The 26093-nt window shown below is 70.8% G+C and carries 25 protein-coding genes, 1 tRNA gene and 2 pseudogenes; 12 read left to right on the forward strand and 16 right to left on the reverse strand.

The annotated features are described in order from the left end of the window. Positions 1-205 precede the first annotated feature (205 nt). Positions 206-277 (forward strand) — tRNA-Arg (locus AOK11_RS22055). A 164-nt stretch (positions 278-441) separates the two neighbouring features. On the opposite strand, the gene AOK11_RS42970 is transcribed toward AOK11_RS22055, so the two are convergent. The 3 genes and pseudogenes from AOK11_RS42970 to AOK11_RS22060 form a co-directional block, all read right to left on the reverse strand. Continuing rightward, complete coding sequence (locus AOK11_RS42970; protein ID WP_157869419.1) at positions 442-987, reverse strand: hypothetical protein; 546 nt, start codon at positions 985-987, stop codon at positions 442-444. Positions 988-1062: 75 nt separating this feature from the next. Further along, a pseudogene (locus AOK11_RS45230) lies at positions 1063-1402 on the reverse strand (tyrosine-type recombinase/integrase); the annotation flags it as partial. Between the two features lie 88 nt (positions 1403-1490). Continuing rightward, positions 1491-2090, reverse strand: a complete 600-nt coding sequence (locus AOK11_RS22060; protein ID WP_055595461.1) for a hypothetical protein — start codon at positions 2088-2090, stop codon at positions 1491-1493. Between the two features lie 696 nt (positions 2091-2786). Between AOK11_RS22060 and AOK11_RS42045 the strand changes: the two genes are divergently transcribed. After that, entirely contained in the window at positions 2787-3275 is a 489-nt protein-coding gene (locus tag AOK11_RS42045) for a hypothetical protein (protein WP_157869420.1), read from the forward strand. 740 nt (positions 3276-4015) lie between these two features. Continuing rightward, positions 4016-4909 carry a serine hydrolase gene (locus AOK11_RS22070; RefSeq protein WP_157869421.1) on the forward strand — a complete coding sequence of 298 codons (894 nt, stop codon included), beginning with the start codon at positions 4016-4018 and terminating at the stop codon, positions 4907-4909. A gap of 207 nt (positions 4910-5116) precedes the next feature. Here the strand turns inward: AOK11_RS22070 and AOK11_RS22075 are convergent, their stop codons facing one another. Then, positions 5117-5398 carry a hypothetical protein gene (locus AOK11_RS22075; protein WP_055595464.1) on the reverse strand — a complete coding sequence of 94 codons (282 nt, stop codon included), beginning with the start codon at positions 5396-5398 and terminating at the stop codon, positions 5117-5119. 117 nt (positions 5399-5515) lie between these two features. Between AOK11_RS22075 and AOK11_RS22080 the strand changes: the two genes are divergently transcribed. From AOK11_RS22080 to AOK11_RS22090, 3 genes and pseudogenes are all read left to right on the forward strand, one after another. Further along, on the forward strand, positions 5516-6049 hold the full coding sequence (locus tag AOK11_RS22080; RefSeq protein ID WP_055595465.1) for a GNAT family N-acetyltransferase: 534 nt from the start codon (positions 5516-5518) through the stop codon (positions 6047-6049). 147 nt (positions 6050-6196) lie between these two features. Next, positions 6197-6685: pseudogene (locus AOK11_RS22085) on the forward strand (helix-turn-helix domain-containing protein); the annotation flags it as partial. Between the two features lie 111 nt (positions 6686-6796). Beyond that, positions 6797-7087 (forward strand): hypothetical protein, encoded by a 291-nt coding sequence (locus AOK11_RS22090; RefSeq protein WP_055595466.1) that lies wholly within the window; start codon positions 6797-6799, stop codon positions 7085-7087. A gap of 77 nt (positions 7088-7164) precedes the next feature. On the opposite strand, the gene AOK11_RS22095 is transcribed toward AOK11_RS22090, so the two are convergent. The 3 genes from AOK11_RS22095 to AOK11_RS22105 form a co-directional block, all read right to left on the reverse strand. Next, positions 7165-8154 carry an NAD(P)-dependent alcohol dehydrogenase gene (locus tag AOK11_RS22095; RefSeq protein WP_055595467.1) on the reverse strand — a complete coding sequence of 330 codons (990 nt, stop codon included), beginning with the start codon at positions 8152-8154 and terminating at the stop codon, positions 7165-7167. 280 nt (positions 8155-8434) lie between these two features. Continuing rightward, positions 8435-9148 carry a TetR/AcrR family transcriptional regulator gene (locus AOK11_RS22100; RefSeq protein WP_055595468.1) on the reverse strand — a complete coding sequence of 238 codons (714 nt, stop codon included), beginning with the start codon at positions 9146-9148 and terminating at the stop codon, positions 8435-8437. Between the two features lie 183 nt (positions 9149-9331). Continuing rightward, complete coding sequence (locus AOK11_RS22105; protein ID WP_055595469.1) at positions 9332-9775, reverse strand: MarR family winged helix-turn-helix transcriptional regulator; 444 nt, start codon at positions 9773-9775, stop codon at positions 9332-9334. A gap of 147 nt (positions 9776-9922) precedes the next feature. Here AOK11_RS22105 and AOK11_RS22110 point away from each other — a divergent pair, with 147 nt between their 5' ends. The 6 genes from AOK11_RS22110 (at position 9923) to AOK11_RS22135 (ending at position 18783) form a co-directional block, all read left to right on the forward strand. Further along, positions 9923-12145 carry an MMPL family transporter gene (locus tag AOK11_RS22110; protein ID WP_079035008.1) on the forward strand — a complete coding sequence of 741 codons (2223 nt, stop codon included), beginning with the start codon at positions 9923-9925 and terminating at the stop codon, positions 12143-12145. An 82-nt stretch (positions 12146-12227) separates the two neighbouring features. Beyond that, positions 12228-13859 (forward strand): SDR family oxidoreductase, encoded by a 1632-nt coding sequence (locus tag AOK11_RS22115; protein WP_055595470.1) that lies wholly within the window; start codon positions 12228-12230, stop codon positions 13857-13859. 105 nt (positions 13860-13964) lie between these two features. Further along, complete coding sequence (locus AOK11_RS22120; RefSeq protein WP_055595471.1) at positions 13965-15338, forward strand: cryptochrome/photolyase family protein; 1374 nt, start codon at positions 13965-13967, stop codon at positions 15336-15338. A 300-nt stretch (positions 15339-15638) separates the two neighbouring features. Beyond that, positions 15639-16991 (forward strand): ABC transporter substrate-binding protein, encoded by a 1353-nt coding sequence (locus AOK11_RS22125; protein WP_063793507.1) that lies wholly within the window; start codon positions 15639-15641, stop codon positions 16989-16991. Continuing rightward, on the forward strand, positions 16988-17926 hold the full coding sequence (locus tag AOK11_RS22130; protein WP_055595472.1) for a carbohydrate ABC transporter permease: 939 nt from the start codon (positions 16988-16990) through the stop codon (positions 17924-17926). The genes AOK11_RS22125 and AOK11_RS22130 overlap by 4 nt, the downstream gene beginning before the upstream one ends. Further along, positions 17923-18783 (forward strand): carbohydrate ABC transporter permease, encoded by an 861-nt coding sequence (locus AOK11_RS22135; protein WP_055595473.1) that lies wholly within the window; start codon positions 17923-17925, stop codon positions 18781-18783. Before AOK11_RS22130 ends, AOK11_RS22135 begins: the two co-directional genes overlap by 4 nt. A 101-nt stretch (positions 18784-18884) precedes the next feature. On the opposite strand, the gene AOK11_RS22140 is transcribed toward AOK11_RS22135, so the two are convergent. The 9 genes from AOK11_RS22140 to AOK11_RS22175 form a co-directional block, all read right to left on the reverse strand. Further along, positions 18885-19559, reverse strand: a complete 675-nt coding sequence (locus AOK11_RS22140) for a response regulator (protein WP_055595474.1) — start codon at positions 19557-19559, stop codon at positions 18885-18887. 106 nt (positions 19560-19665) lie between these two features. Then, positions 19666-20082, reverse strand: a complete 417-nt coding sequence (locus AOK11_RS22145) for a hypothetical protein (protein ID WP_055595475.1) — start codon at positions 20080-20082, stop codon at positions 19666-19668. Positions 20083-20354: 272 nt separating this feature from the next. Then, entirely contained in the window at positions 20355-20528 is a 174-nt protein-coding gene (locus AOK11_RS40400; RefSeq protein WP_157869422.1) for an ATP-binding cassette domain-containing protein, read from the reverse strand. 26 nt (positions 20529-20554) lie between these two features. Next, complete coding sequence (locus AOK11_RS22150; protein ID WP_055595476.1) at positions 20555-21307, reverse strand: ABC transporter permease; 753 nt, start codon at positions 21305-21307, stop codon at positions 20555-20557. Beyond that, positions 21300-22202, reverse strand: coding sequence for an ABC transporter ATP-binding protein (locus AOK11_RS22155; protein WP_055595477.1), 903 nt, complete (start codon positions 22200-22202; stop codon positions 21300-21302). The genes AOK11_RS22150 and AOK11_RS22155 overlap by 8 nt, the downstream gene beginning before the upstream one ends. Positions 22203-22407: 205 nt before the next feature. Further along, positions 22408-23553 carry a sensor histidine kinase gene (locus tag AOK11_RS22160; protein WP_055595478.1) on the reverse strand — a complete coding sequence of 382 codons (1146 nt, stop codon included), beginning with the start codon at positions 23551-23553 and terminating at the stop codon, positions 22408-22410. Between the two features lie 494 nt (positions 23554-24047). Next, positions 24048-24806 carry a hypothetical protein gene (locus tag AOK11_RS22165; protein ID WP_157869423.1) on the reverse strand — a complete coding sequence of 253 codons (759 nt, stop codon included), beginning with the start codon at positions 24804-24806 and terminating at the stop codon, positions 24048-24050. After that, complete coding sequence (locus AOK11_RS22170) at positions 24796-25311, reverse strand: SigE family RNA polymerase sigma factor (RefSeq protein ID WP_055595480.1); 516 nt, start codon at positions 25309-25311, stop codon at positions 24796-24798. The genes AOK11_RS22165 and AOK11_RS22170 overlap by 11 nt, the downstream gene beginning before the upstream one ends. Positions 25312-25518: 207 nt before the next feature. Further along, a partial coding sequence (locus AOK11_RS22175) for a nuclease-related domain-containing protein (RefSeq protein WP_055595481.1) occupies positions 25519-26093 on the reverse strand: 575 nt, incomplete at its 5' end.

Raw genomic sequence — 26093 nt, forward strand, 5'->3', positions numbered from 1 at the left:
TTCCCGACTCAGGACACTAGCACAACTCGAGAGTAGGTGGAGACCGGCCACCGCGTCCGCGTTTTCCCCACTTCCACCCCTGGGGGTGGCTCCTCGAACGCACAGGGTGACCTCCGCCTCCCCCGCCCCATGGAAAACCGGTTCATGACCACCCCGCCAGAACTGGTACTGTTCTACCCGTCGAAGCGATCACCGCAACCGACACGCCCCCGTAGCTCAGGGGATAGAGCAACGGCCTCCGGAGCCGTGTGCGCAGGTTCGAATCCTGCCGGGGGCACTCGCCAAGGATCAGCAGAAAACAAGCGCTGACCAGGGCGGATGCCGACAGAAGAGGGCGGGAGTCAGCCTCACTGACTCCCGCCCTCTCTCGTTGTCTCTCAGTGTTCGCGACACACCTCCGACACACAGCCACAGCCAGGCTTCTACGCCCTGCGCGGCTCCTCAATCACCGGAGCCGGATGATGAGCCTCCCGAGTGCGTTCCCTGCAGTGCTCCCTGAGCCAGGGCAACAAAGCCCGCAATCTTCACCTCAAGATCATTATGTATGGGATTGAACGACGTCATTCGATCCGGGTCGTCAGCAAGCGCCCCGGCCCTCGACAAGAACCGCGCATGAAGACTGAGTGAGATTTGCCTTGCAAGCTTGACCGCTTCCTTCGGGGCGATAAGTTCCACATCGGCCGCAGCAGCAGTCAGATCACGTTGGCGATCACCCATGCCACCAGCTACCTGTTGAACTCGGGAGAGATCGTCAAGCGCTTCCCACATGATCATTTCGAGATGGTTAGCCGCCCGTGCGGCCTCAGTAAATCGCGCATAGCTCTCGCGCCGCATCTGCCTAAGCCACTGGTCATGTGCGCTCTTAGCCTGAGCGTCGGCTTGGTATCGAGCCCCCTTCAGAGCGATGATCGCCGCACCCCATGCGCCCCCGGCACCAAGAGCAGCACCACCGAGAGCTCCAACCAGCCCTGCAACTCCTGCATCCATGTCAGAGATTGTTCAGGAACCCACTTACCTACACCGCCAAAAGCCCGTAATCAAGGCGAGACTGAGCCGACGCAGCTACGGTGTGCCCCCTCCTTCTTCCAACACTTTGGCAATTTTTGCGTTGGCAGCTTCCTCGTGGCCGTCAATGCAGCCGTGGTAGCGGCGATGGATCACTTCCGGTGAGTTGCCGACCCTGCGGGCCACCTCAGCAATGGGTACCCCAGCATTCAGCCACCGCGTGATGCAGACGTGCCGCAGATCGTACGGGCGGCTGGCCAACGGAGAAGCGACCCGATCGGGCGGAGTGCGCACTCCCGCGCTTCCTCCCACACCCGCCAGTAGGTAGATGAGCCGACCACTTCCCGCGCTCATTGCCGAACACGCGCCCCTCCTTGGCCGTGCCGAACACCTTCAAAGGGCCGGCCTCCACCCAGGGCACTTCGAAGAGCCCGTCAGCAAGCTGACGGGCTCTCGCGAAAGATCGAGGCTAACCTGCCATCAGGTCAGATCGTCGGTGTCTCATCGACGACCTCTTTGTGCGGTTCGACAATGAATTTCCAGCCATCGCTGGGCTCCATGAATCGCACTCGGGTCGGGTAAATGTCCAAGGCGCGGCGGTCGCGGTTCTGACTGCTCGCGTTTTTCCGCCCCCGTGCCGGCTCCTCGAACAGGTCGACCTTGACATCCGGCACCGTGACGACTTCCTCACTCCAGCGCTGAACAATCCCCGCGCCGAAGGCGTCCCGGGCGGCGGAGTAGAGCGATTCCAGGGATTCCTTGTTCCCGTTGGGCACAAAGAGGGCGAGATTCAGGAGAACGCCGGCATTCTGGAGAACCTCGATTTCTTCCCCTGCCTTGTCGACAACCCAGATCCCGGGCTCTTCGGCGTTGTCCGGGAGAACGCTGATTTCCTGACCGAATATCGTCCTCGCAGTGAAGGACCCTCCCTCAAAATTCTTACCCGGCTCCGTAAGGGAAGCCGGAGCATAGCAGTCGAGAGGAAGGCCATCCATCTCTGCCGAGACGAAGATTCCGTCCTGGAGACTCAACTCCGAAACCTCTTCGGCCGTAAGACGTCGAGCCGTAACCTTCTCGGTGTTCACGCCATTCCCCTTTTTTCGCGGCGTCCTGTGAATTCATTGAAACTCTACCACGAAAACGATCACCCAACTCCCGTTAAATTCCCCCTGGGAGAACAGCAGAAGAATCCTCCCACGTCACCGGCGAAACATGGCAAGCGTAGAGAAATGATGTGAGGTTCAAGAGGTTACCGACCCGTTCCAACGGCGCTTTCGGTAACCAAGTCGGCCGTCAAGTGAAATGACAAGCAAACCTAGCTGAATGGGAAAAAGCAGACAGAGGGCGCCTTGCTGCTCAGCATTGCGCTGCGCTTGCGCTCCCCTCGCGATGGGCCAGCCCCCAGTGACCCGACCGAGCGAACCGCGGCGGCCCCTTCTCCGGTCGGGCGCTTCGCACCCTGCTCCGACAGTCGCCTGCCGCGGCGCCGCCATCCGGCGGGACTTTCATTCCTGCTTCCCCTACTGCTCAACCTGCCACAGGAGGCTGCACCGTAGCCCAGTCCGTCTGGGCCCCGTCTCCGGGCCGTCTCTGGGCCATCCCAGGCCGCTCGGCAATGGTCGATGATGACCGATGACGATCGCTCCGCCACATGTGCACACCGACTTGAACAGCAAAAACCGAGCTCACCAAGCTCCCCGGCAAGACCCAGGGCAAGAATGCAGCCGGGCCACAACAGCAATCGGCTGGCCAGGACATCTCGCTGCCCCCACGATGGGCGCATGAACGGGTTGCAGCACAGCGCTTGGCGGTACGTGGCGGAGGTACTTCCTCCCGACGAACTCCCGATGCTCGCTGCGCATGCGCTCGTCGATGGGTTTGATTCCCCTGCTCTGCGCGAACTGGCCGGCCTGCCGCGCAGGAGCGACGAGACCGAGATCCGTGGCCTGTACGTCCAAGCCCTGCACGAACTCGGCATCCCCCTTCCCGACGAGGAGAAAGCCGGCCGATGCCTCCTCGTGAGCCTCGCGTTCGGTCTCACGAAAGGCGAGCTGAGCCCCGCGGACGTGGCCGACCGACTGTCGATGACGGTCACGGCCCGTACCCGGGAGGAGACACGGTTCCTCTCCGTCGCAGCGGACTACAGCGAATGGATCAGCCCTGACGAACTCCCGGGATGGGAGAACGATCTGAAAACCGCGGCCCACTCGTTGACCGCATCCACCGCCCTCGGCCCCGGTATCGACGTGCCGGGTCTGCGGTGCGACTGACTAACCCACTTGAACGCGCTTCCCTGCCAGACTCGCGCCGGATACTGCGGGCACCCACCCAAGCACGCCCTCAGGTCAGCAAGCCTATCGACCCCATAGAACCCGAGCTCCCCAAGCCGAGCGCTCCGAAGCCGGCGCCACGGGCCGACCGCCGCGGCTGATTCCGGTCGACGACACACGACGGCAGCGCGGCTGAGGCCGGTGAGGGTGCAGCGAGGCACCCCGCATGCACGGCATCCCTCACCGGCACCTGAGACAGCCGGCGCACTCCACGCCCAGACCAACCTCGATGACACCCACAGCCACGTCGCGCAACTCCCCCAAACGCTGCAAGGCGCTCACCGGGAAGAGTGGCGTGGAGAGGCCACCGCACCCGGGGGCCAGGGGGTGGCGCGTCGCACGGCATGGCGGCGCGGGGCAGGTGCACAGGGCCGCGAGAGACGGGCCTTCGCTTCATTTCCAAGGGGCCGTCAGGTGGCGTCTGCGGTGAGCGCGTTACGCCTTTAGGGGGAAACCGCTCCGGGATGCGGCGCGCCTCGCCCCGGAAAAGACTGTGGCGTGGTTTTCCCTCCGGCTGTCTCCCGCTTGCGCGATTGAGGTTCCCGATGCATCCGAATCACGCCGCCCGTCCACCCCACGGAATGGGGCACCAGCCTGTCCCGCCCGGCCCGAGCGGATACCACAAGGCCTGCGCGCGGCGGGAGCGGATACGGCTGGTGCTGGCATGCTCAGCAGCGGGCATGCTGCTCACGGGCTGCTTCGCCGCCGGTCGCACCACAACCGGTGACCGGGTCGGACGCCCCCTGGCGCAGAACCAGGCACCTTCGACGCCGGCGAACAGCAAGCCGGCCCAAGCGCCGCCAGGCCTCCCCGACACGCGGACGCCGGCCCCGACGGATGCGAACAACGCGCTCACTCGTTTGCTCGAACCGATTCGAACACAGAGCGGCACCCAGGTGTCGGTCGCCGTTCTGGAGCCCAGGACCGGCCGACGGACGGTGTACGGCTCACAAACACACATCACCGCGAGCCTGGCGAAGGTAGATATCCTGGCGGCACTGCTGCTGCGTGCCCAGCACGAAAGACGGTCGCTCACCCCGTGGGAGACATCCACCGCCGCCTCAATGATCCAGAGCAGCGACAACGACTCCGCAAGCGCCCTGTGGCAACGTATCGGCGGCGGCCCAGGACTCGCTGACGCCAACAAGGCCCTGGGGCTGACCTCCACCCAAGCAGGACCAGGTACCCACTGGGGCCTCACCCGCACCACCGCGGCAGACCAACTAACCCTGTTGACCGCCGTGTTCGCCGACCCTTCACCGCTCAGCGAAGCCTCACGCCACCTGATCCAGACCTTCATGGGCCGGATCGACGCCGACCAGGACTGGGGAGTGTCCGCGGAAGGCAGCCGTTGGCAACTCAAGAACGGCTGGCTGCAACGCTCCCACTCGCAACGCTGGACAATCAACAGCATGGGGCGAGTCGCAGCACACGGGAGCACGTTCTACGTCGTCGTCCTCTCTCACGGCAGCCCGAGCATGTCTCACGGCATCTCCACGGTGGAGCGAGCAGCGCGAACAGCCGTACACGCCCTTCGCGGCACCGCCCCTCCTGTGTCCCCGATCATCCACTGACCTCTTTCCTGCCGACCCGAGGCCGCATCCACTGCCCGTGGAGAAGGAAGACCCGGTGGGCGACGGTCGTCCTGCCGTTTTCTCCTGCCAGGACCGGACCTCACGAGCACCGGTATCCACACCGGGACGGCCTCCCGCCGCTTCCGCTCGCGACGGTCACCGCCTTCGCCTCGGACTTCGGATCACTCCTGCCGCGGTGCACGCGCCTCAAGCCTTGCCGCGGGCGTCTTCCAAGCTCCGCTGCACGTTCAGGACCAGACGCTGCAGACGCCCCGGCCCCACTGCCTCGTGGTCCATCCATTCGTCCAGGCGCGGCCGTAGGTACGGCACCATCACCAGCCCGTGCCGTCGCAGAACCGAGCGGTTGACCGAGATCTCCTCCTGGATTTCCCGGCGGAGCTCGTCAGTCCAGCCCTCGTCCATGTCGTGCTGCCCCAAGGGTTGTTCGAGTGCGGTCACCGCTTCGTCGAGCAAGGTGAGCAGGTCCATGGTCCCTCCGACTTCCGCGGGGTAGGCGTTCTTTGCGGCAGGAGAAGAACAGGGCACCGTCCGCGCAGGTGAAAGTGGGTTGCCGGCCAGGAAGTCGCGTGGGTAGCGTCGCCGTCCGTGACTCCTCCTCTGCGCACCGAGCGGCTGCTCCTGGAACCGTACGTACCCGAGGACAAAGAGGACTTCGTCGCTCTGTTCCAGGACACGAGGGTGTCGCAGTGGATGGGTGACGGTCCTGCTTCCGAAGCAGCGGACCGGGCACTGTTCGGGCGGATCTTCACGGAAGTCTATGCACGGGATCTGTTCGACGTCTGGGCCGTTCGCCGCGACGGGCTCCTGGTCGGGCATGCCGAGATCAAGCCGACCGACGTCGTCGGAGGCCACGAGATCATCTACGCCCTGGCGCCCGCGGCCTGGGGTTCCGGCCTGGGGACCGAGGTGGCGGAAGCGATCGTCGCCCACGGCTTCGACACCCTCGGACTGACCGAGGTGCATGCCACCGTAGCCGCACCGAACGAGTCCTCACTGGTACTGCTGGACCGAATCGGTTTCGAGCATGTCCGGGACATCGAGGAGGACGACGGCAGCACCACTCGCGTGCTGGTCCGGCGTCGTACCGCGTCGACCGACAAGGCGCTCCCCGCCCGGTAGGGGCGAGCAAGCCCCTCGGATCGTGACCGGCGGACGCGTGCCACGGACACGGCGGATCCTCGCGGACTGCGGTCTCCACGTCCACGTACGGGGTCCCGGCGCGCAGTGCCGCCTCGATCAGCGGGGCGGCGGTGGAGCCGAAGGGGCCGCCGCGACCACGGCTCGGCGGTCGCCAACACGGTCGCCCGCCGCCCGGTCGTGCCCCCGCACCGGGCGGGCGGCCAGGCCCAGTTCGTCGCCGCACCGGTGCCCGCCCGGGACGACCACGCGTTGGCCGGGCTGTTCCCCTGGGTGCTCGAGCGGCTCGACCAGCCCCTGACGGTGGAGGACCCGGCCCGCCGGGCGAACATGAGCTCACGCCATCCGGGCCGCCGGTTCAGGGCGGTGACCGGCACCACCCCGCTGCAGTGGCTGCTGCCCCAGCGGGTCCGGCGGGCCCAGGAGTTGCTGGAGACCACCGGTGACAGCGTCGACGCCATCGCGGCGGCCACCGGCATGGGCACCGCCACGACGCTGCGCCGGCATTTCGACCGCGCCCTCGGGGTCCCTCCGGACACCTACCGCCGCACCTTCCGCAGTTCACGGTCCGGCGGGGAACACGACAGCGGGGAACATTTCGGCTCCGCGCCGCGCTGACTGTGATGTCCCGCCGGACATCACGGACAGGCAGGACACACCCACCGGGCACAGCGGACAGGACGCCGGCCGGAGTTACCGGGCCGGCCGGCGTGAAGGAGTGTGAGACGGATGACGACGACAGGGCGTGACCTGCCTACCGCGACCGAGGACCCCTCGCTCGTGACAGCCTGCGGGCGCAGGATCGCGGTGCGGTGTCTGCGGCTCGCCCCCGCGGAGCGGCCCATCAGCAGGGTCACCCTGGACGTCGGCCAGGACCGGGGAGGCGAGCCGGGGACGTGGGCGGCGCTCACCGCCGACGAGGCGCGCGCCCTGGCCCGTCTGCTTCTCCGGCACGCCGGACTCGCCGAAGGGGGCGACGGCCCCGTGGAGCCGTCACGACAGGGCGTTGCCTCCTCCTGAACCCAGGGCGTCACCTCCCGGGGAACCGGCGGTGCGCGCACGCCGCCCGGTGGCCGGCGCGAGACGGGTGGGCGCGCTCACGCCACGGTGACCACGGCTTTACCGCGGGCGTGGCCCCGCTCCACATGGCGCACGCCCTCGGCCGCGTCGGCGAGGGCGTAGCTCCGGTCGACCACCGGGGTGAGCGTGCCGGCCTCGATGAGCGCGGTGACGGCGAGCAGGTCCTCCCGGGCCGGCCCGGCCGGAGCCGCCGGGAGGATCGGGCGCAGCCGCTGCCGGACGAACACGTCGACCGCGCTCGCGTGCAGCAGGGAGCCGACGGCTCCGAACACGCGGCCGGGGGAGCCTCCCCCGTTGGCCACCAGGGTCCCCGTCGGAGTGAGCGTTCGGCGCAGGCGGCTCAACGGGCGGTTGCCCACGTTGTCCAGGATCACGTCGTAGCGTGCGCGGCCGTCGGTGAAGTCCTCGCGGGTGTGGTCGACGACGTGTGCGGCGCCCAGTGAGCGCACCAGCTCGACGTTGCGGGTGCCGCACACCCCGGTGACCTCCGCGCCCAGGGCCGCGGCGATCTGCACGGCGAACGTGCCCACGCCGCCGGCGGCCCCGTTGATCAGGACCCGCTGCCCCGCCTGTGTCCGGCCCACGGTCCGGATGCCGCGCAGGGCGGTCACCGCGCCCATGGGCACGGCCGCGGCCTGCTCGAAGGTCAGGCTCTCCGGCTTGGGCACCAGCAGGTCCGCCGTGGTGCGCGCGTACTCGGCGAAGGAGCCCGTACAGAAGCCCAGCACCTCGTCGCCGGGCCGGAGCCCGCGCACGTCGGCGCCGACCGCCTCCACCTGCCCGGCCGCGTCGATCCCGGCCACCCGGGACTTCGGGCGGGTCAGCCCCACGCCTCCCAGCAGCCGCGCCACGTACGGGTCGCCGCGCATCATGTGCCAGTCGTAGGGGTTGAGCGCGGCCGCGCGCACCCGCACCAGTACCTGTCCGGTCCCGATCTCGGGCCGGTCGGTCTCCGCCAGTCGCAGGATGTCCGGTGGGCCGAACCGCTCCTGAACGATCGCCTTCATCGGGTCTCCCCCATCCCCTGGTGCTCGAGGGCGGCTCACCGTTCCCGTCGGATCCGACACCGGTCGACCGGCAGGGGACCTTCACGGCGAGCGCCAGTGGTGTACGGCGTACACCTTGGGCGCACCATAGGTGTACGCCGTACACCCGTCAAGGGGTACGGGAAGGGGCGGCGGGGCGCACCAGGTGGGCGGCAATCGACGCGGACGAGCCCGCGGGCAGGCGAGGGCGGGGCCGGCGGGGCCTGCCGACAGGAGCCGCGGGGCCCTTTTCAGCGGTGGGTCAGGGAGTGTCCCGGAGCCGGAGCCTGAGCCGTTCGAGGCCGTCCAGCGTCAGGTCCAGAGCGAACTCGAACTCGAACTGGTCGTCGCAGCCGGAGCCGACGACGGACTCCGGGTCATGGGCGACCGCCCTGGCCAGTGCCGTGATGTGGGGGTAGCGGGCGGCCATTTCCTCGGGCGGCATCGCGTCCGGATCCGGCTCGCGGCCGGGGGTGTCCTCGAACAGCTCCTGGGAGAAGCCCAGCAGGCGGCTGCCCATGACGTGCATCGCGTGATGGACCAGGTCGATCGGGAACCCCCCGGACCGGAAGATCCCGATCATCGAGTCCAGGTACTCCATCACCGCCGGGGTGGGGGTGGCCCGCGCCTTCGTCCGTGACTCGATGACCCCGGGCGCCCAGGGGTGGCGCAGCAGCATGCGGCGGGCCGACAGCACCCGGCGGCGGACGGCGGTCTTCCAGTCGGCGTGACCGGCCGGCGGGTCGATCTCGCCGACGACGACGTCGATCATGCCGTCCAGCAGTTCGTTCTTGTTGGCCACGTGCTTGTACAGCGCCATGGGCACGACGCCGAGCGCCTGCGCGATCCTGCGCATGCTGAGCGCGTCGACCCCGCCCTCGTCGGCGAGGGCGACGGCGGTGCCCAGAATCCGCTCCCTGCTCAAGGGGGTGCGGGGCTGTGCGGGGGCGTCGGCCTGCGTGCTCGTCTCCACCATTCCCTCTCGTACGGGCGGGGCCCGGAGCCGGGCCGTCCTCCCCGTGGGACGGGTACGGCGGGCGGCGCGGCCATGGTAGCTCCCGGCCGCCACGCCGAAGCGCGGCAGTCGCGCGCCGTCCCGCCAGGAGGTGCGCCGTCCCGCCAGGATGTGCGGCGGCCCGTCAGGAGGTGCGGCGGCCCGTCAGGAGGTGCGGCGGCCGAGGAGGACGAGTTCCCGGTTCAGTTCGGCGAGGAAGCGGGTCACCGTCGTCAGCTCCTCACGGGTGAAGCGGGAGCGGGCGGCTTCGGTACCCCGGGCCAGGGGGCGGAAGAACTCGCCGGCGACGGCCCTGGCCGCCTCCTCGTAGTGCAGGTGGACCACGCGGCGGTCGCCCAGGGCGCGTACGCGGCGGATGTGGCCCGCTTTCTCCAGGCGGTCGATGCAGGCCGTCACCGCGCCCGAGGTGAGGTCGAGCTGGTCGCGGAGCCGGCCGGGGGTCATGGGGCCGCCGGCCGTGTCGGCGTCCAGGATCGCGATCAGTGCCTGCACATCGGTGAGGTGCAGCCCCTGCGCCTGGGCGAACTCGTGGGAGATGCGGTTGAACTCGGCGTTCATCCGGCGCAGCAGCACCGCGAACGCCTGCATCCCCACGGGGTCGCTTCCGGGAAGGGATGACGAGGGGGTTTCGGTGCCGGCCATGCGGTCAGTATATATTTGTTCAACCATTGAGATACTTGATGGTTGAGATTTACTTTCCTGCTCCTTTCCGTACCGATGTCGCTTGGGGATTCGATGAGAACCACACCGCGCCGGGGCCGGTGGCTCGTGCCGCTCGTCCTGCTGATCGTCTGGCTGGGTGTGGGCGGCACGCTCGGCCCCTACGCGGGCAAGCTGGGCGAGGTCTCCACCAACGACCAGGCCGCGTTCCTGCCGCAGAGTGCCGAGTCGACCAAGGTCCTCGAAGCGGGTGAGGCGTTCGAGAAGGCCGGGGCGGCCCGGACGGTTCCCGCCATCGTGGTGTGGACGCTCGACGAGGCCGGGGACGGCACGGTCACCGAGGCGCAGCGGGAGGCGGCCACCCGGGCGATCGGCGGGCTCGCCGGGCAGCCCGGGGTCGTCGGCGCCCCGTCGCCCGCCCTCGTCTCCGACGACAAGCAGGCCATGCAGGCCGTCGTCCCACTGAAGCCCGACCTCGAGGACGGCTTGTCCAAGGTCCTGGACGAGATCCGGGAGACGGCACAGAGCGTGCCGGGGACCACGGCGCAGATCGCGGGACCGGCGGCGAGCCAGGCCGATCTGTCGGACGCGTTCGCCGGGATCGACGGACTGCTGCTGGGCGTGGCGCTCGCCGCCGTGCTGGTGATCCTCCTGCTGGTCTACCGGAGCGTCCTGCTGCCGTTCCTGATCATCCTCGGGTCCGTCTTCGCCCTCGCCCTCGCGTGCGCGGTCGTGTACGCGCTGGCCGACCGGGACATCGTCCGGGTGGACGGCCAGGTGCAGGGCATCCTCTCCATTCTCGTGATCGGCGCCGCCACGGACTACGCGCTGCTGCTGACCGCGCGCTTCCGCGAGGAACTCGTCGCGCGCGGGGACCGGGTCGCGGCCGCGACGGCCGCGGTGCGCCGCTCGTTCGGGGCGATCACGGCGAGTGCCGCGACCGTGGCGCTCGGTCTGCTGGCCCTGCTCGCCAGCGACCTCACGAACAACCGCGCCCTCGGGCCGGTCGGCGCCATCGGCATCGTGTGCTCCGTGCTCTCCACGCTCACCTTCCTGCCGGCCGTGCTGGCCCTGCTGGGACGCGGTGCCTTCTGGCCCTCCCGGCCGAAGGAGGCCGAAAGCGCGCCCCCCGCGGACGGCTCCGGGGAAAAGCACGGGGTGTGGCAGCGGGTCGCCGCGACCGTGGACCGGCGGCCGCGTGCGACGTGGGTGGTGACGGCGTTGGTGCTCGCCGTCTTCGCGGCCTTCTCCCCGGCCCTCTCCTCGAAGGGCGTGCCGCTCGACGAGATCTTCGTCGGCGAGGCCTCCTCGGTCTCCGCCCAGAAGACGCTCGGTGAGCACTTCCCCGGCGGCTCCGGCAACCCCGCCGTCATCGTCGCCGACGCCGACCGTGCCGCTCAGGTGACGGCCGCGGCCGAGAGGACCGAGGGTGTGGCGTCGGCCGCCACGGTCTCCGCCTCGGGGCGTCCCGGGGGCGAGCCGCTCGTCGCCGACGGCCGCGTCCAGATCTCCGCCACGCTCGAGGCCGGGGCCGACAGCGACGCCGCCAAGGAGACCGTCGAACGGCTCCGCGGGAACGTGCACGCGGTCTCCGGGGCCGACGCGCTGGTCGGCGGTTACACGGCGCAGCAGTACGACACCCAGGAGACCGCCGCCCGGGACCGTACGGTGATCGTGCCCGTCGTCCTGTGCATCATCCTGCTGATCCTCGTCCTGCTGCTGCGCTCGCTGCTCGTGCCGGTGCTGCTGGTGGCGACCGTGGGGCTCAACTTCCTGGCGACGCTCGGGGTCTCGGCACTCGTCTTCGAGCATCTCCTCGGGTTCTCGGGCACGGACGCCTCGGTACCGCTGTACGGGTTCGTGTTCCTGGTGGCGCTGGGCGTCGACTACAACATCTTCCTGATGTCCCGGGTCCGGGAGGAGGCGCTCGCGCACGGCAGCCGGCAGGGCGTGCTGCGCGGGCTCACCACCACCGGCGGAGTCATCACCTCGGCCGGTGTCGTCCTCGCGGCGACGTTCGCGGCCCTGATGGTGATTCCCCTGGCCTTCCTGGTCCAGATCGCGTTCATCGTGGCCTTCGGCGTCCTGCTCGACACCCTCGTGGTCCGCTCGCTGCTGGTGCCCGCGCTCGTGATCGACATCGGTTCGCGGGCGTGGTGGCCGAGCGTTCTGGCCCGCAAGGGCGACGCGGAGGCCGGAGCCGGCTCCGGCTCCGGCTCCGGGACCGAGGCCGGAACCCGAACCGGTGCCGGCTCCGGGCCCGCCTCCGACGCCGGATCCGGTTCCCGGCCCGGCTGAACGGGCGCGGGCACCGCACTGCCGCCATGATCGGACGAGAGGAAGAGGAAAGCGGCCTCGGGCGAGCACGGAGGAGACGGACGTGGGCACCGACGCGGGGACGGACGCGGGCTCGAACGGACAGCGGGACGGGAGCGGAGCCGAGGGGCTGCACTGCCTGGTCACCGGCGCCTCCGGATACATCGGCGGGCGCCTCGTGCCGGAGCTGCTGCGGGCCGGACACCGGGTGCGATGCCTCGCCCGCACCCCCGGCAAGCTCCGCGACCATCCCTGGGCGGGTGACGTCGAGACCGTCCGGGGCGACGTCACCGACCCCGGTTCGGTCGCCGGGGCCCTGCGCGGGATCGACGTCGCCTACTACCTGGTGCACGCCCTCGGGACCGGCTCCGGGTTCGAGGAGACCGACCGGCAGGCGGCCCGGACCTTCGCGGAAGAGGCCCGGGCCGCCGGCGTACGGCGCATCGTCTACCTGGGCGGGCTGACCCCACGCGGTGTGCCGGAGCAGTCCCTGTCCCCGCATCTGCGCTCCCGCGCCGAGGTCGGACGGATCTTCCTCGACGGGCCGGTGCCCGCCACCGTGCTGCGGGCCGCGGTCGTCATCGGTTCGGGGTCGGCGTCGTTCGAGATGCTGCGCTATCTGACCGAGCGGCTGCCGGTCATGGTGACCCCCAGCTGGGTGCACACCCGGATCCAGCCGGTCGCGGTACGCGATGTGCTGCGGTACCTCGTCGGCTCGGCCCGCATGCCCGCGGAAGTCGACCGGGCGTTCGACATCGGTGGCCCGGACATCCTCACCTACCGCGAGATGATGCAGCAGTACGCCGTCGTGGCCGGCCTGCGGCGGCGGCTCGTCGTGCCGGTGCCGGTGCTCACACCGAGACTGTCCAGCCACTGGATCGGGCTCGTCACCCCCGTCCCCGCCTCCCTGGCCCGGCCGTTGACGGAATCGCTGCGCCACGAGGTCGTCTGCCACGAGCACGACATCGCCCGGTACGTGCCCGACGTGCCGGGCAGTCCCCTGCCGTTCGACGAGGCGCTGGCCCTCGCGCTGCGGAGGGTGCGGGAGGCGCAGGTCGCCACGCGCTGGTCGTCCGCGAGCCTGCCGGGGGCGCCCAGCGATCCGCTGCCCACCGACCCCGACTGGGCCGGCGGGAGCCTCTACCAGGACGAGCGCCGGATGCCGGTCGAGGCGTCCGTGGAGTCGCTGTGGAAGGTGATCGAGGGCATCGGCGGGGACCACGGCTGGTACTCCTTCCCGCTGGCCTGGGCGGTGCGGGGCTGGCTGGACCGGTTCGTCGGCGGTGTCGGCCTGCGGCGCGGGCGGCGGGACGCCGAGCGGCTGCGGGTCGGGGACTCACTGGACTTCTGGCGGGTCGAGGAGATCGAGCCCGGCCGGCTGCTGCGGCTGCGGGCCGAGATGCGGCTACCGGGCCTGGCGTGGCTGGAGATGTACGCCGACACGGACGACGAGGGCCGCACTCGTTACCGCCAACGCGCCCTGTTCCACCCGCGCGGACTGCCGGGCCATGCCTACTGGTGGTCCGTCGCCCCGTTCCACGCCGTCGTCTTCGGCGGCATGGCCCGCAACATCACCCAGGCGGCCTCGAAGGGCATGAGCGCGCACGGGGCCGACACGCGCCCGGGCCGCGAAAGCCACGAGCCCGCACGGCACGTACGGCGCGCCCGGCGTGCCCGGCGCCTGCGCCGCGGGTGACGCGTCCGGCGGTGGCGCGCCCGGCTCCGCATCCGTGTGCCGGGAACAGCCCGAAGAAACAGCGGGAAAGCAAGCAAGGCCTCATGCCCGACCAGGAGTAGCCCCATGACCGTCGCGGTCGTCCTGTTCACCTCGGATCTGCGTCTGCACGATCATCCGCCGCTGCGCGCCGCGCTCGCCGCGGCCGACGAGGTGGTGCCGCTCTTCGTGCGCGATCCCGGTGTCCACGCGGCCGGCTTCGACGCGCCGAACCGTGCCGCCTTCCTCGCCGACTGCCTGCGGGACCTCGACGCCTCGCTGCGCCGGCGCGGCGGCCGGCTCGTCGTGCGTACGGGGCCGGTTGTCAGGGAGGCCGGCGCGGTCGCCGCGGAGTGCGGGGCCGCGGAGGTGCACACGGCGGCGGGCGTCAGCGGCTACGCCCAGCGGCGGGAGGAGCGGCTGCGGGAGGACCTCGGCCGGCGCGGGGTGGCGCTGCGGGTGCACGACGCGGTGATCACCGCCGTCGCCGCCGGGGCCGTGACGCCCGCGGGGTCCGACCACTACGCCGTGTTCACCCCCTACTTCCGCCGCTGGTCGCAGGAGCGGCTGCGGGAGACCTGCTCGGCGCCGCGCACCGTGCGGGTCCCCGACGCGGTGCGCGGCGAGCCGCTGCCCTCCCGTGACGAACTGCCCGGCCTCTCGCCCGGCCTCCCCGCCGGGGGCGAGACACGCGGGCGCGAACGGTTCGCCCGATGGGCCCGGTCCCGGATGGCCGAGTACGAGGAGGGGCACGACGACCTGGCGGGCGACGTGACCTCCCGGCTCTCGCCCCACCTCCACTTCGGGACCCTCTCCCCGGTGGAGCTCGTCCAACGGGCCCGCGCGCGGGGTGGCGTGGGGGCGGAGGCGTTCGTACGCCAGTTGTGCTGGCGCGACTTCCACCACCAGGTGCTGGCGGCGCGGCCCGAGGCGTCCCGGCGGGACTACCGCCCCCGGCACGACCGGTGGCGGACCGAGGACGAGGCGGCCGAGGACGTCGCCGCGTGGCGGGAGGGCCGTACCGGCTATCCCCTCGTGGACGCGGCGATGCGCCAACTGCTCCACGAGGGCTGGATGCACAACCGGGCACGGCTGCTGGCGGCGAGCTTCCTGGCCAAGACGCTGTACGTGGACTGGCGGGTCGGCGCCCGGCACTTCCTGGACCTGCTGGTGGACGGTGACCTCGTCAACAACCAGCTCAACTGGCAGTGGGTCGCCGGGACCGGCACCGACTCCCGCCCGAACCGCGTCCTCAACCCCGTGCGCCAGGGCCGGCGTTACGACCCGAGCGGCGCCTACGTACGGCGCTGGGTGCCCGAACTGGAAAACGTGGACGAGCGGAACGTGCACGAGCCCTGGCGACTGCCGGAGGACCGGCGTGCCGCCCTGGGCTATCCCGCCCCGCTGATCGACCTCGCCGACGGGCTGGCCCGCTTCCAGCACGCCCGCGGCCTCGACTGAGCCCGGGACCCGCGCTCCGGGCTCCGGGCTCCCGGGTGGAGTCGGCCGCGACCGGCCCCGGCATCACTCGTCTCGGCGGCCGGCGCGCCCACTTGGCGGCCGGAACGTTCTGAACGGGGCCCGCCCTGTCCCGCCCCGCTCGCACCCTCGCACCCTCGCACCCTCGCAGGCACGGCCGATCGTTCTCCGATCACACCCTCACGGTTCATGTATATAAATGCCGTTCACTGTCTTGATGAGGTGGGCTGTCTGTGCGTAGAGTCCGGTCACCTCGCCCGTACGCACTGGACGGAGTCACTCGTGTCCAAGCAACTCCGCAAGCCAAGAGGAGGGCGGCAGGCCGGCGTTCTCGCCGCCGTTCTCGCCGTGACCGCTGCCACCGCCACCGCTTGTTCCTCGGGGGGCACAGCCCGGCAGGACGACTCCCGGCCCCTGGAGGTCTGGATCCGGCAGGACGCCGGGAGTCCCGCCGCGGAGTCGGCCGAGGCTCTCACCAAGGCCTTCACCAAGGAGAGCGGCATCGAGGCGAAGCTGGTCGCCGTCGGGGTGACGGACTTCGAGACCAAGCTTCAGCAGCGCACCGCGCAGAAGGACCTGCCGGACATCGTCATCAACGACACGGGCCAGCTGGGCAACCTGGTGACCCAGGGGCTGGTCCGCGAGGTCGACCGCGACGGCGTGGCCGGGAGCGCCGATCTCGCCGACCGCGCCTGGGAGGCCGCGCGGGGCTACGACGGCAAGTACTACGGCGTGCCCTTCAACTCGCAGGCCTTCGCCCTGCTGGTGCGCAAGGACTGGCGGGAGGCCGTGGGCGCCGGCGTTCCCCGAACCTGGGACGAACTCACCGAACTGTCCGTGAAGTTCACCGAGGACGACCCGGACGGCAACGGCAAGAACGACACCGCCGGCATGGTGATACCCGGGAGCACCACCCGCGGCTATCTGACCTGGTGGTTCTCGACCATGCTGTGGTCCGGGGGCGGCGACTTCGTCAAGGAGCGGGGCGAGGGCTACGCGGCCGCGATCGACGAGCCCGCGTCGGTCGAGGCGGTCGAGAAGCTCCAGGCGATGTTCTGCGACTCCGAGGTCGCGCAGCCGGGCGCCAGTACCGCCGACTCCTCGGCCACGCACACCTTCTTCGAGAGCGGCAAGGGCGGCATCTACCTGACCGGCCCGTACATGCTGCCGCGGTTCGACGGATCGCTCGGCAAGGACAAGTACGAGGTGATCGCACCACCGCCGGGTGCCGGCGGCGAGGCCGTCCTGGCGGAGGGCGAGAACGTCTACCTGATGGCCGGCTCCGGCAACGAGAAGGGTCAGCAGGCGTACGCCGAGTTCGCCGCCTCCCCGGCCGGCCAGAGGATCGGTCTCGGCATCGACAACGGCGGCATCATCGTCCGGCTGCCGGTCAACACGACGGTCGACGGGGCCGCCGAGCGGAAGGACCCGCGCTGGGAGACCTTCCAGGAGATCTACAACGAGTCCGGCCGCAACGCGCCGGCCCTGCCCAACTGGTCCGCCGTCCGGCAGCTGTCGTCCGAGGGTCTGAACGGCGTCGTCTCCACATGCTCGCGCGACGTGGGCAAGGCGATGGGCGAGCTTGCGGACGAGCTGGACGCCGAGCTCGAGAAGCAGGGGGCCAAGGGCGAATGACGGCGACCGAGGCACGGACGTCGCCGGGTCCGGGCACCCGGCGTCCGCTCCGCGCGGGCCCGCCGGCGAAGGCACGGCTGCGACGGGCCGCGACACCGTGGCTCTTCCTCGCCCCGGCCCTGCTGCTCTTCCTGTACTTCAAGTTCATCCCCATGGTCCAGGCCGTGCGGATGAGCTTCGAGGAGGTCCGTCCGTTCCTCGGCAACACCTATGTCGGCGGCGCGAACTACGCGGAGATCGCGGGAAGTTCCGACTTCGGCGCGGCGGTGTGGCACACCGTGGTACTGGCCGTGGCGACCACCGCCGGGTCGATCGTGCTCGGTCTCGCGCTGGCGCTGCTGCTGGAGGGGCAGACCCGGAGCCTGTGGTTCGTCCGGTCGGCGATCTTCCTGCCGGTGGTCACCGCCATGGCGGTGGTGGCCGAGGTGTGGCGGGTCATGTACTACCCCGCCGAGGGCGGGGCGCTGAACTCGGTGCTGTCCGTCTTCGGTCTGGGGCCGAGCGAGTTCCTCAACTCGCCGGACAGCTCACTGGCGTCCATCGCCTTCGTCGGCGTCTGGCGGGGCGCCCCCTACGACATGATGATCTTCCTGGCGGGGCTGGCCGGTGTGGACCGGATGCTGTACGAGGCCTCGGCGGTCGACGGCGCCTCGCGCTTCCGCCGGATCTGGCACGTCACGCTGCCCGGTCTGCGGCCGGTGTTCGCGATCCTGCTGACCCTGGCGGCGATCCGGGGCCTGCGGATCTTCACCGAGGTGTTCCTGCTCACCAACGGCGGGCCGGACGGCTCGACGGAGGTGCTGCTGACGCTGACGTACAAGCTCGGGCTCGAACGCAACGAGCTGGGCGTGGCGGCGGCCGGAACCGTCCTGCTGTTCCTGGTTCTGCTGGTGCTGACCGTCGCGTCGCGACTGCGCAGGAGGGAGGCCCGATGAGGAACGAGACCGCGCTCGGCCTGCGGGAGGCTCACGGGCCATGGGCCCGGGCCGCCCGGTCCGTCCTGTACACCGTCCTTTTCGTGATCTTCGCGGGGCCGCTGCTGGCGCTGATGGTCGGCGCCTTCACACCGACCGTGGACCCGACACAGTTCACCCTGCTCCCCGACCGGCTGTCGCTCGACAACCTGGAACGGGCGATCGACCGAGGCGTCCTGGACTATCTCCTCAACTCCTTCATCGTGGTCGGCGCCGGCCTGGCCCTGCAGGTCCTGGTCAGCGTCTTCGCCGGCTACGCCCTGGCCCGTAAGCGCTTCCGCGGTTCGGCGACGGTGCTGGTGGTCGTCCTGGCGACGATGATGCTGCCGGAGGAGGTGCTGGCCGTACCGCTGTCGGTGCTGCTGGCGGATCTGCCGGTGGTGCACATCAGCCTGGTCGGCTCGCTGGCCGGCATGATCGTGCCGGTGGCGGCGTGGGGCTTCTCCATCCTGGTCATGACCGAGTTCATGAAGGAGATCCCCAAGGAGCTGGAGGAGTCGGCGAAGCTGGACGGCGCGGGCGAGTTCCGCATCTTCTGGCAGGTCGTGCTGCCCCTGTGCCGCCCCGCCCTGGGCGTCATCGGCATCTTCGGCTTCACCATGATCTGGGACCAGTACATGCTGCCCCTGCTGGTCGCCACGGACCCGGCCCAGTACACCCTGCCGCTGGCCCTGCGCTCCATGCGCTCGGACGACCAGGTGGGCATCGGCGTGCTGCTCGTGGGCGCGTTCCTGGCCATGCTGCCGTCGGTACTCGCCTTCCTGGCCCTCCAGCGCTCGTTCATCCGGGGGCTGACGTCGGGGGCCGTCAAGGGATAGCGGGAGGAGCAGGCAGAGGGTGCCGGGGCGGAGGAACCTCGTCCCCGGCCGGAAGGGCCCGGCCGGGGACGCTTCCGCCCTGATGCGGGGACGGCGGTTCGTCAGGTGGGCATACCGCGCTCGGCCAGGCCGCTCTCGTAGGCGATGATGACCAGTTGGGCGCGGTCGCGGGCGTGCAGTTTGGCCAGGAGACTGCTCACGTGCGTCTTCACGGTGGGCAGGCTGATCACCAGGTGCCGGGAGATCTCCGCGTTCGACAGTCCGTTGGCGATCAGAACCAGGATCTCCTGCTCCCGCCCGGTGAGCCCGACGAGCCGGGGGGCCGGCCGGGCCGTCTCCTCGTCGCGCGAGAAGGCGGCGATGAGACGGCGCGTGACGGTGGGGGCCAGGACGCCCTCGCCGGTGGCGATGACCCGGATGCCGGCGACGAGGTCGGACGGCGAGGCGTCCTTCAACATGAATCCGCTCGCGCCCGCCTGCAGGGCCGGGTAGACGTACTCGTCCATGTCGAACATCGTGAGGGCCAGCACCCGTACACCGGCCATGGTCTTGTCGGAGCAGATCTCCCGGATGGCCTCGATGCCGTCCATGACGGGCATGCGCAGATCCATCAGGACGACGTCCGGGGCGAGTTGCCGGGCGAGCTCCACCGCCTCGGCGCCGTCACCCGCCTCGCCGACCGCCTCCATGCCCGGAGTGGAATCGACGAGGACCCGGAAGCTGCCGCGCAACAGGGCCTGATCGTCCGCGATCAGCACCCGCACCACCTCAGCCATTCCGCAATCCTCGCACGCTGTTTCCCGCACGCCGCTCATCGAGCCATCGGATTCTGCCGTTCCGGCAGGTCGGCGCAGCGGTTCCGTCCTGTCGACCGCCGTTCGCTCATGCGCCGTCGATGACCAGCTCGCCCGTCCCGGTGTCCCCGACCGAGAGGGCGACGCCGTACGGCTCCGCGAGCCGGGCGAAGTCGGTGAGGATCTCCTTCGCTTCGGCCGGGCCGGCCAGGCGGGGGCGGCCCCGGCGGTGCACCCGCTCCCCGAAGCCCAGCTCGACCGGGTGGAGACGCGAGTCGACCAGCTCACCGTCGTCGAAAGTGAGCACCGGCACGAGCGTCTGCCAGTACGGGCGGTGCGGGGCGAACAGCCGCCGGCCGTGGGAGCTGAGCTCGTCGAAGTAGTGGCCCGGGGTGAGCAGGTCCGCCGCGGGGACCCTCGCGTAGTCCTCGGCGGGGTCACGGTCACCGAGCTCACGGTCAGCCCCAGTGCGGTGCGGGAGGCGCCGTCCGAGACCCGCAGGCACAGGCCGTCGGGGGTGAGTTCGGCCGGCAGCCCGAAGCGGTCGGACAGGGCGTCCACGGCACGCCGATCGTCCTCGGTGTGCAGCACGACGATGCCAGCCCCGATGATGGACTTCAGTTCTGCGGGCGATCCCTGGGTGATCAGTTTGCCGTGGTCGAAGATCGCGATCCGGTCGCGGTGCTCGGCCTCCTCCAACTGGTGCGTGGTGAAGGAGACCGTGATGCCCCGTTCCCTCCGCAGCATGGTCAGGTGCTCCCGGACGGCCGCGCGGGTCTACGAGTCGACGCCGGTGGCCGGTTCGTCAAGGAAGAGGATCCGGGGGGCACCGAGCAGGTCGCGGGCGATCTCCAGACGGCTGCGCAGGCCGGTGGAGAACTGCCGTGCAGGGATCCTGCTGCGCTCGGACAGCTCCATCATGTCGAGCATCGCGGCGTGTCCCAAGGGCATGGGACACATGCCTCAGGCACGTCCCGTCACGCGTCCCACCGGCGGTGCCGGACGTAGCCGGCGGCCAGCGCGGCGACGGTCCACACGAGCAGCACGGCGAATCCGGTGGCGGCGTCGTTCGAGTCGACGGTGAGCATCTCGGTGCCGGCCCGGTCCGGGAAGTACCGCACCATCTCCTTCGTCGCTCCGATGACGGACAGGATCTGGGACCCGGCGAGCACCATCGGCAGCAGGATCGCCAGCGGAAGGACGGCGCTGCGGGCCGTCGCCGCGACGCCCGCCGCGAAGAGGCTCATCAGCGTCAGGTAGACCACGGCCCCGGCGAGGGCGCGGGGGACACCGCTCGCGTCGATCGGGGCGCCGTGGGGTCCCAGGGCGAGCTGGGTGACCAGGTAGCCGGCGATCGTGACGGGGACGGCGACGGCCAGCGCGGCGGCAGCGGTGACGGCCGTCTTCGCCGCGTAGAGCCGGCCGCGCCGGGGCACGGCCAGCAGCGAGACGCGCATCATGCCCGAGGTGTACTCGCTGGAGACGATGAGCACGCCGAACACGATCAGGGCGAGCTGGCCGTAGAGGACGCCGTCCAGGCCGGCCTGTTCGGGGGTGAAGTCGGAGCGGAGTCCCGGGTTCTCGGAGTCGATGGCGCCCTTCGCCGACCAGCCTCCCAGGGCGGCGATGAAGACGCTGACGAGAATGAACAGCAGCAGGGAGAGGGACGTGCCGCGGACGCCTCGCAGCTTGGTGAACTCGGCCCGGATGGCCGCGACCGTCTCAGACATGGGTGGGGTCTTCTTGGTTGCCGGTGAGCTCGAGGAAGGTGTCCTCGAGGGATGCCGTGTGGGTGCTGAGCTCTTCGAGGGCGAGTCCGTCGGCCGCGGCCAGCCGGTTGATCTCGGCCGCCGGCATTCCGTCGATCTCCAGGCTGCCGTCCGCCGCCGGCCTCAGTGAGGCCCCTTTCCGCTCCAGGATGCTGTTGAGCCGCATGGGTTCCGGTGTCCGGACCCGGACGTACGTGCGTCCGTGGCGCCGGATGAAGTCCGCCATGCCGGTCTCCGCGAGAAGCCGTCCTCGGTCGATGACGATCAGATGGTCCGCGACGAGGGACATCTCGGTCATCAGGTGGCTGGAGACGAGGACGGTCCGGCCCTCGGCGGCCATTGAGCGCAGCAGTTCGCGCAGCCACCGGATGCCCTCCGCGTCGAGGCCGTTGACCGGTTCGTCGAGCACCAGGACGGGCGGGTCCCCGAGTAACGCCGCGGCCAGCCCGAGCCGCTGGCCCATGCCGAGGGAGAACGTGCCGACGCGCCGCCGGGCGGCCCCGGTCAGGCCGACCGTCTCCAGGACCTCCGCGACGCGCCTGCGGGGGATCCGGTTGCTCTGTGCGAGCCACAGCAGGTGGTGGGCGGCGGTCAGGCTGCGGTGTGGGACGGACGTCTCCAGCAGGGCGCCGACATGCCTGGCCGGGTACCGCAGTTCGGGATAGGCGTGCCCGTCGATGCGTACGGCTCCGGCGTCCGGACGGGTCAGGCCGAGCATCATCCGCATGGTGGTCGACTTCCCGGCTCCGTTGGGGCCGAGGAACCCGGTCACGGTCCCTGACGGCACCGTGAAGGTGAGCCCGTCGACGACGGTGCGCTGCCCGTACCGCTTGGTCAGGTTCTGGACGTGAATCACATGGTGAGTCTGGCCGGGCAGGGGGACGGCCGCATCGGTCCCGGGTCGGGGCTGCCGGACGGGCCGCGCGGGCCGAAGTCATACTCGCGAATGAGCGCACCGGAGAAGGCGCAGGTGAGCCGCGGGTGGGACGTGGCCGAGGCGCGAGCGGGCGACGGGCGTGGTGCGAAACCGGCTCCGCGCGGACGGACCGCCTGAGCTCCGTTCAGTACGGCAGTGTCGCAAGGACGTGGAAACCGCCGCCCGGCCGGGGCCCTGCGCTGAGGGTGCCGCCGTGCGCGGCGACCCGCTCCTTCATCCCGACGAGGCCCATTCCACCGCCGGGCACCACCGGTCGCTGTCCGGAGCCGGCTCCGGGGTCGGGGCCGTCGTCGGTGACGTCGATCGTCAACGTGCCCCGTTCCGCGGTGAGACGCACCCGGCAGTCGGTCGGCGCAGCGTGTTTGACCACATTGGTCAGCGCCTCCTGGACAATCCGGAACGCGGAGAGTGCGACACCGTCAGGAGGTTCCTCCTCGCGCCGGGACCGCAGGTCGACGCGGATACCGGCCGCCTGTGCCGTCTCGGCAAGCGAGGGCAGGTCGCCCAGCCCGAGCACCGGTCTGAGGTCCCGTCCGTCGCCCTCGTGGTCCCTGCGCAGTACCTTGAGGGTGGCCCGCATGTCGCGCAGTGCCCGGCGGCTGACATCCTCGATCACCTCCAGGGCTTCCCGCGCCTCCTCGGGACGAGTGGCGATCACGTGATTGGCGACACCGGCCTTGACCGCGATGAGGCCCACGCTGTGCGTGACGACGTCGTGGATGTCGCGGGCGATGCGGAGGCGTTCCTCGGCCTTCGCCTGCTCGGCCGCGTGCGTGAGGGCGCGGCGCAGGCTCTCCCTGCGTTCCCGGACGGCCGTCCCCGCCGACCAGGTGGCGCCGAGGACGAGCACTCCGAACACGATCTGCACCGGCTTGGTCCCGCCCTGGTAGCTCTGTCCTCCCGTCACGGTGAGCAGGGCGGCGCCCGTCGCGCACAGCCCGGCGGTGAAGGCCGCGGACAGCCCTGGCCGCCGCCGTCTCGTGGTGGCCACCGGGTACAGGGCGTACGCGGCGGCGAGCAGTGGGGCCGGCCCGAGGCCGGCTGCCAGCGCCGCGCAGGCGGCGGTCAGCACGAATCCGAAGACCGGCACGGGCCACAGCCACCGTACGACCAGCGGCAGCGCGGTGCCGAGCGACAGCAGCCACACGGCGCCGACGCCCACCCCGCCGTCGGCGGCCGGTCTCAGCACCGCCACGTGCGGGAGCAAAGCGAACGCGAGTGCGGCCGGCACGTCGAGCAGGACCGGACGCCGACCGGGGGCATCACCCATGGGCCGCGCCCGGGCGCTCGGTCGGCGGCACGTCCGACGACTTCGCGCGACGGCTGCCGTCGCCCGCGGAGCATGTCTCTTCGCATTTGCTGGAAATTCGCTGAGGACTCGGCACCGGGCAAGTCAATACGGCCGGCGGTCACCGATGCCACCGGCGCCCCGCACCGCCCTTCCCGTTTCGGCCACCCGTGCGTCGCACCCGCGGCAAGGGCGCGTCGGTGCTCCCCCGGGCGGACGCGCCCTCTGGGTGGGTACCGGAACCACAGGTGACGGAGTGTCCGCCCGGATCCCGACGTGTCCGACGACAACCTGCGCGAGAGATCGGACCACGGCGGCGGTGCTGGCCCGCGACGCCGGCCTCGGCCGTCCCGGTGGCCTTGCCGGCCCCGGTGGTCCTGATGGCCCCGGTGGTCCTGATGGCCCCGGCGCCCCCGCAGAAGTCCTGGTGCCGCAAAGCGGCTGAGCACGGCGGAGCCGGTCCGGGCCCCGGTCGGTCAGGTCCGCGGCCGGGAGGTCGCGGTTCCGGTTTCGGGCGCGGGGTCCGGTCCGTCGCTCGGGGCCGGCGTCGGTGCGGGCGGGGGCGGGGTGGCCGTGGCGGTGATCTCGACGTGTTCGCCCCGCCGGACGTGGGTGTAGAACCATCGCGCGTCGTTGACGCTCAGGCCCAGCCAGCCCGTCCTGACGTCGAGGGCGCCGAGGGACCGGGTGTCGAAGGCGAGGGCGCCCGCGTAGACCGGCGGCCGGTCGCCGGTGCGCAGCTCCACCACGTACGGGACCTTGGCCTCGTAGCGGTTCTCGGTCCTCTTGTCGCCCCGCAGCAGCATGACCTCGTGCTTGGCCCGCACGGTCAGTTCGCGGCCGGGCGACAGGAAGGTGCCGAAGAAGTGCGAGTCGACGCGCATGACACGGCCGTCGAACGTGAGGGTGTGACGGCCCAGGTCGAGGACGGCCTCCTCGGTGTCGGCCGGCCGGGCGGTCACCGCCTCGGGTGCCCGGGGGCTGGACGTCGGCGTGCCGATCGTCGCGGACTCGGCCGAGGCGCGCGGGTCCTGGCCGGGCTCCTCGGCGTGCACGGTGAGTCCGATCGTCGCCAGCATGCCGGCCGCCGAGGTCGCCAGGCCGAGGCGGACGGTGGTCCGGCGACGGCGGGAGCGGCGTCGCGCCCGGGTGCGGACCTCGGCGGCCGGTAGGGGCGGTGTCGCTTGGTTCGCCTCCGCCAACTCGCGCAAAGCAGTGGCGAGTTCATCCGACACGGCCGCCCTCCCTCCAGGCCGGCTCCTCGGCCTCGTCCACCGCCAGCTGTTTGGCCAGTGCCGCCCGTCCCCGGGACAGCCGGACCTTGACCGTCCCCACGGGTGCGCCGGTCTCGGAGGCTACCTGTTCGACGCTGAGGTCGCACAGATGGTGAAGGACGACCGCCATGCGCTGATGCTCGGGCAGTTCGCGCAACGCGGCGACCAGCGCGGCGCGTTCGGGACCGGGACCGGGGGTCGTTTCCGGCAGCGCGGAATGGCGCACCAGCTCCAGCCAGCGTCGCGCGCGGCGCCAGCGGCTGACCGCGAGACGCATGGCGACCGTGCGCACCCACGCCTCGGGAGCCCCGTCGGCCTGAAGCTTGTGGCGCCGGTCCCAGGCCCGCACGAACGCTTCCTGGACCACGTCCTGGGCCTCGCCCAGATCCCCCGTGAAGGCGAAGAGCTGACCGGTCAGACGGGGGAACGCGGCCGCGTAGAAAGCGTCGAACTCGTCCTCGGTCATGCCCTCCACCGGTGTCCGGGAATGTGCGTACGACCGGCCGTCCCTGACATGCACACAGGTTCAACAGATCACGCACATGGAAGCACAGCCCTGGAGGAAGACGCGGAACACGGGTCCTAGGATCCATCAACCGCCATACGGGTGAATACCGTTTCCTTGTCCCGCGACCGCCCGCTCAGCCCGCCCGGCCGGCCGATCCCGTCCCGCTCAGAGCCGGGCCCATGTGTTCCGGTCCCGGGCCATCGCGTGCAGGGCCTCCACGTCGGCCGGTTTCAGTACGCCCCCGAGGTCGCCCAGACGCTCCACCTCGTCGTCCGTCAGGACGCGCACCTCGCGCGGCGGAGTCCTCACCGTCACGTGCGACGCCCCGACCAGGACGAGCACCGGGCGGACCTCCGCGGTCAGGGCGTACGAGACCCGGTCGGCGTCGGCACGGACGCGGCGCAGCACGGGGTGCGGCTCGCGGCGGCCGAGGGTGACCAGCGGGTCGGCGACCGTCACCCTCTGTCTGCGGGCGTACACGACGTGTACGGCGTACAGCCCGCCGGGGCCGATCGCCAGGTGGTGGACACGGTCGCCGCCGGGGAGCGGGATCGAGTGCAGAACGCGTACCCCCAGTCCGTCCATGCGGTCCAGGGCCTCGCCCACCGTCCGCTCCGCGTCGAGTGCCCGGTGTCGCGGGTCGGGCCGGAGGCGGTGGGCCGGGCCGGGGTCGCGGTCGAGCGCGACCAGGAGGGCCTCGCCGGGACGGTTCGGGGCGAGGTCGTCGTCGGGATGGAGGG

It is taken from the genome of Streptomyces hirsutus (assembly GCF_001418415.1).
In the GTDB taxonomy this organism is placed as follows: domain Bacteria; phylum Actinomycetota; class Actinomycetes; order Streptomycetales; family Streptomycetaceae; genus Streptomyces; species Streptomyces hirsutus.

What these genes read in the sequence shown, in the direction of transcription:
- AOK11_RS22100 (WP_055595468.1), bottom strand. Translation starts at nt 9,148, where the DNA reads ATGGTGGAGACGAGCACGCAGGCCGACGCCCCCGCACAGCCCCGCACC.
- AOK11_RS22090 (WP_055595466.1), top strand. Translation starts at nt 6,797, where the DNA reads ATGACGACGACAGGGCGTGACCTGCCTACCGCGACCGAGGACCCCTCG.
- AOK11_RS22110 (WP_079035008.1), top strand. Translation starts at nt 9,923, where the DNA reads ATGAGAACCACACCGCGCCGGGGCCGGTGGCTCGTGCCGCTCGTCCTG.
- AOK11_RS42970 (WP_157869419.1), bottom strand. Translation starts at nt 987, where the DNA reads ATGGATGCAGGAGTTGCAGGGCTGGTTGGAGCTCTCGGTGGTGCTGCT.
- AOK11_RS40400 (WP_157869422.1), bottom strand. Translation starts at nt 20,528, where the DNA reads ATGCCCTTGGGACACGCCGCGATGCTCGACATGATGGAGCTGTCCGAG.
- AOK11_RS22105 (WP_055595469.1), bottom strand. Translation starts at nt 9,775, where the DNA reads ATGCAGGCGTTCGCGGTGCTGCTGCGCCGGATGAACGCCGAGTTCAAC.
- AOK11_RS22095 (WP_055595467.1), bottom strand. Translation starts at nt 8,154, where the DNA reads ATGAAGGCGATCGTTCAGGAGCGGTTCGGCCCACCGGACATCCTGCGA.
- AOK11_RS22075 (WP_055595464.1), bottom strand. Translation starts at nt 5,398, where the DNA reads ATGGACCTGCTCACCTTGCTCGACGAAGCGGTGACCGCACTCGAACAA.
- AOK11_RS22130 (WP_055595472.1), top strand. Translation starts at nt 16,988, where the DNA reads ATGACGGCGACCGAGGCACGGACGTCGCCGGGTCCGGGCACCCGGCGT.
- AOK11_RS22170 (WP_055595480.1), bottom strand. Translation starts at nt 25,311, where the DNA reads ATGACCGAGGACGAGTTCGACGCTTTCTACGCGGCCGCGTTCCCCCGT.
- AOK11_RS22070 (WP_157869421.1), top strand. Translation starts at nt 4,016, where the DNA reads ATGCTGCTCACGGGCTGCTTCGCCGCCGGTCGCACCACAACCGGTGAC.
- AOK11_RS22120 (WP_055595471.1), top strand. Translation starts at nt 13,965, where the DNA reads ATGACCGTCGCGGTCGTCCTGTTCACCTCGGATCTGCGTCTGCACGAT.
- AOK11_RS42045 (WP_157869420.1), top strand. Translation starts at nt 2,787, where the DNA reads ATGAACGGGTTGCAGCACAGCGCTTGGCGGTACGTGGCGGAGGTACTT.
- AOK11_RS22140 (WP_055595474.1), bottom strand. Translation starts at nt 19,559, where the DNA reads ATGGCTGAGGTGGTGCGGGTGCTGATCGCGGACGATCAGGCCCTGTTG.
- AOK11_RS22135 (WP_055595473.1), top strand. Translation starts at nt 17,923, where the DNA reads ATGAGGAACGAGACCGCGCTCGGCCTGCGGGAGGCTCACGGGCCATGG.
- AOK11_RS22150 (WP_055595476.1), bottom strand. Translation starts at nt 21,307, where the DNA reads ATGTCTGAGACGGTCGCGGCCATCCGGGCCGAGTTCACCAAGCTGCGA.
- AOK11_RS22160 (WP_055595478.1), bottom strand. Translation starts at nt 23,553, where the DNA reads ATGGGTGATGCCCCCGGTCGGCGTCCGGTCCTGCTCGACGTGCCGGCC.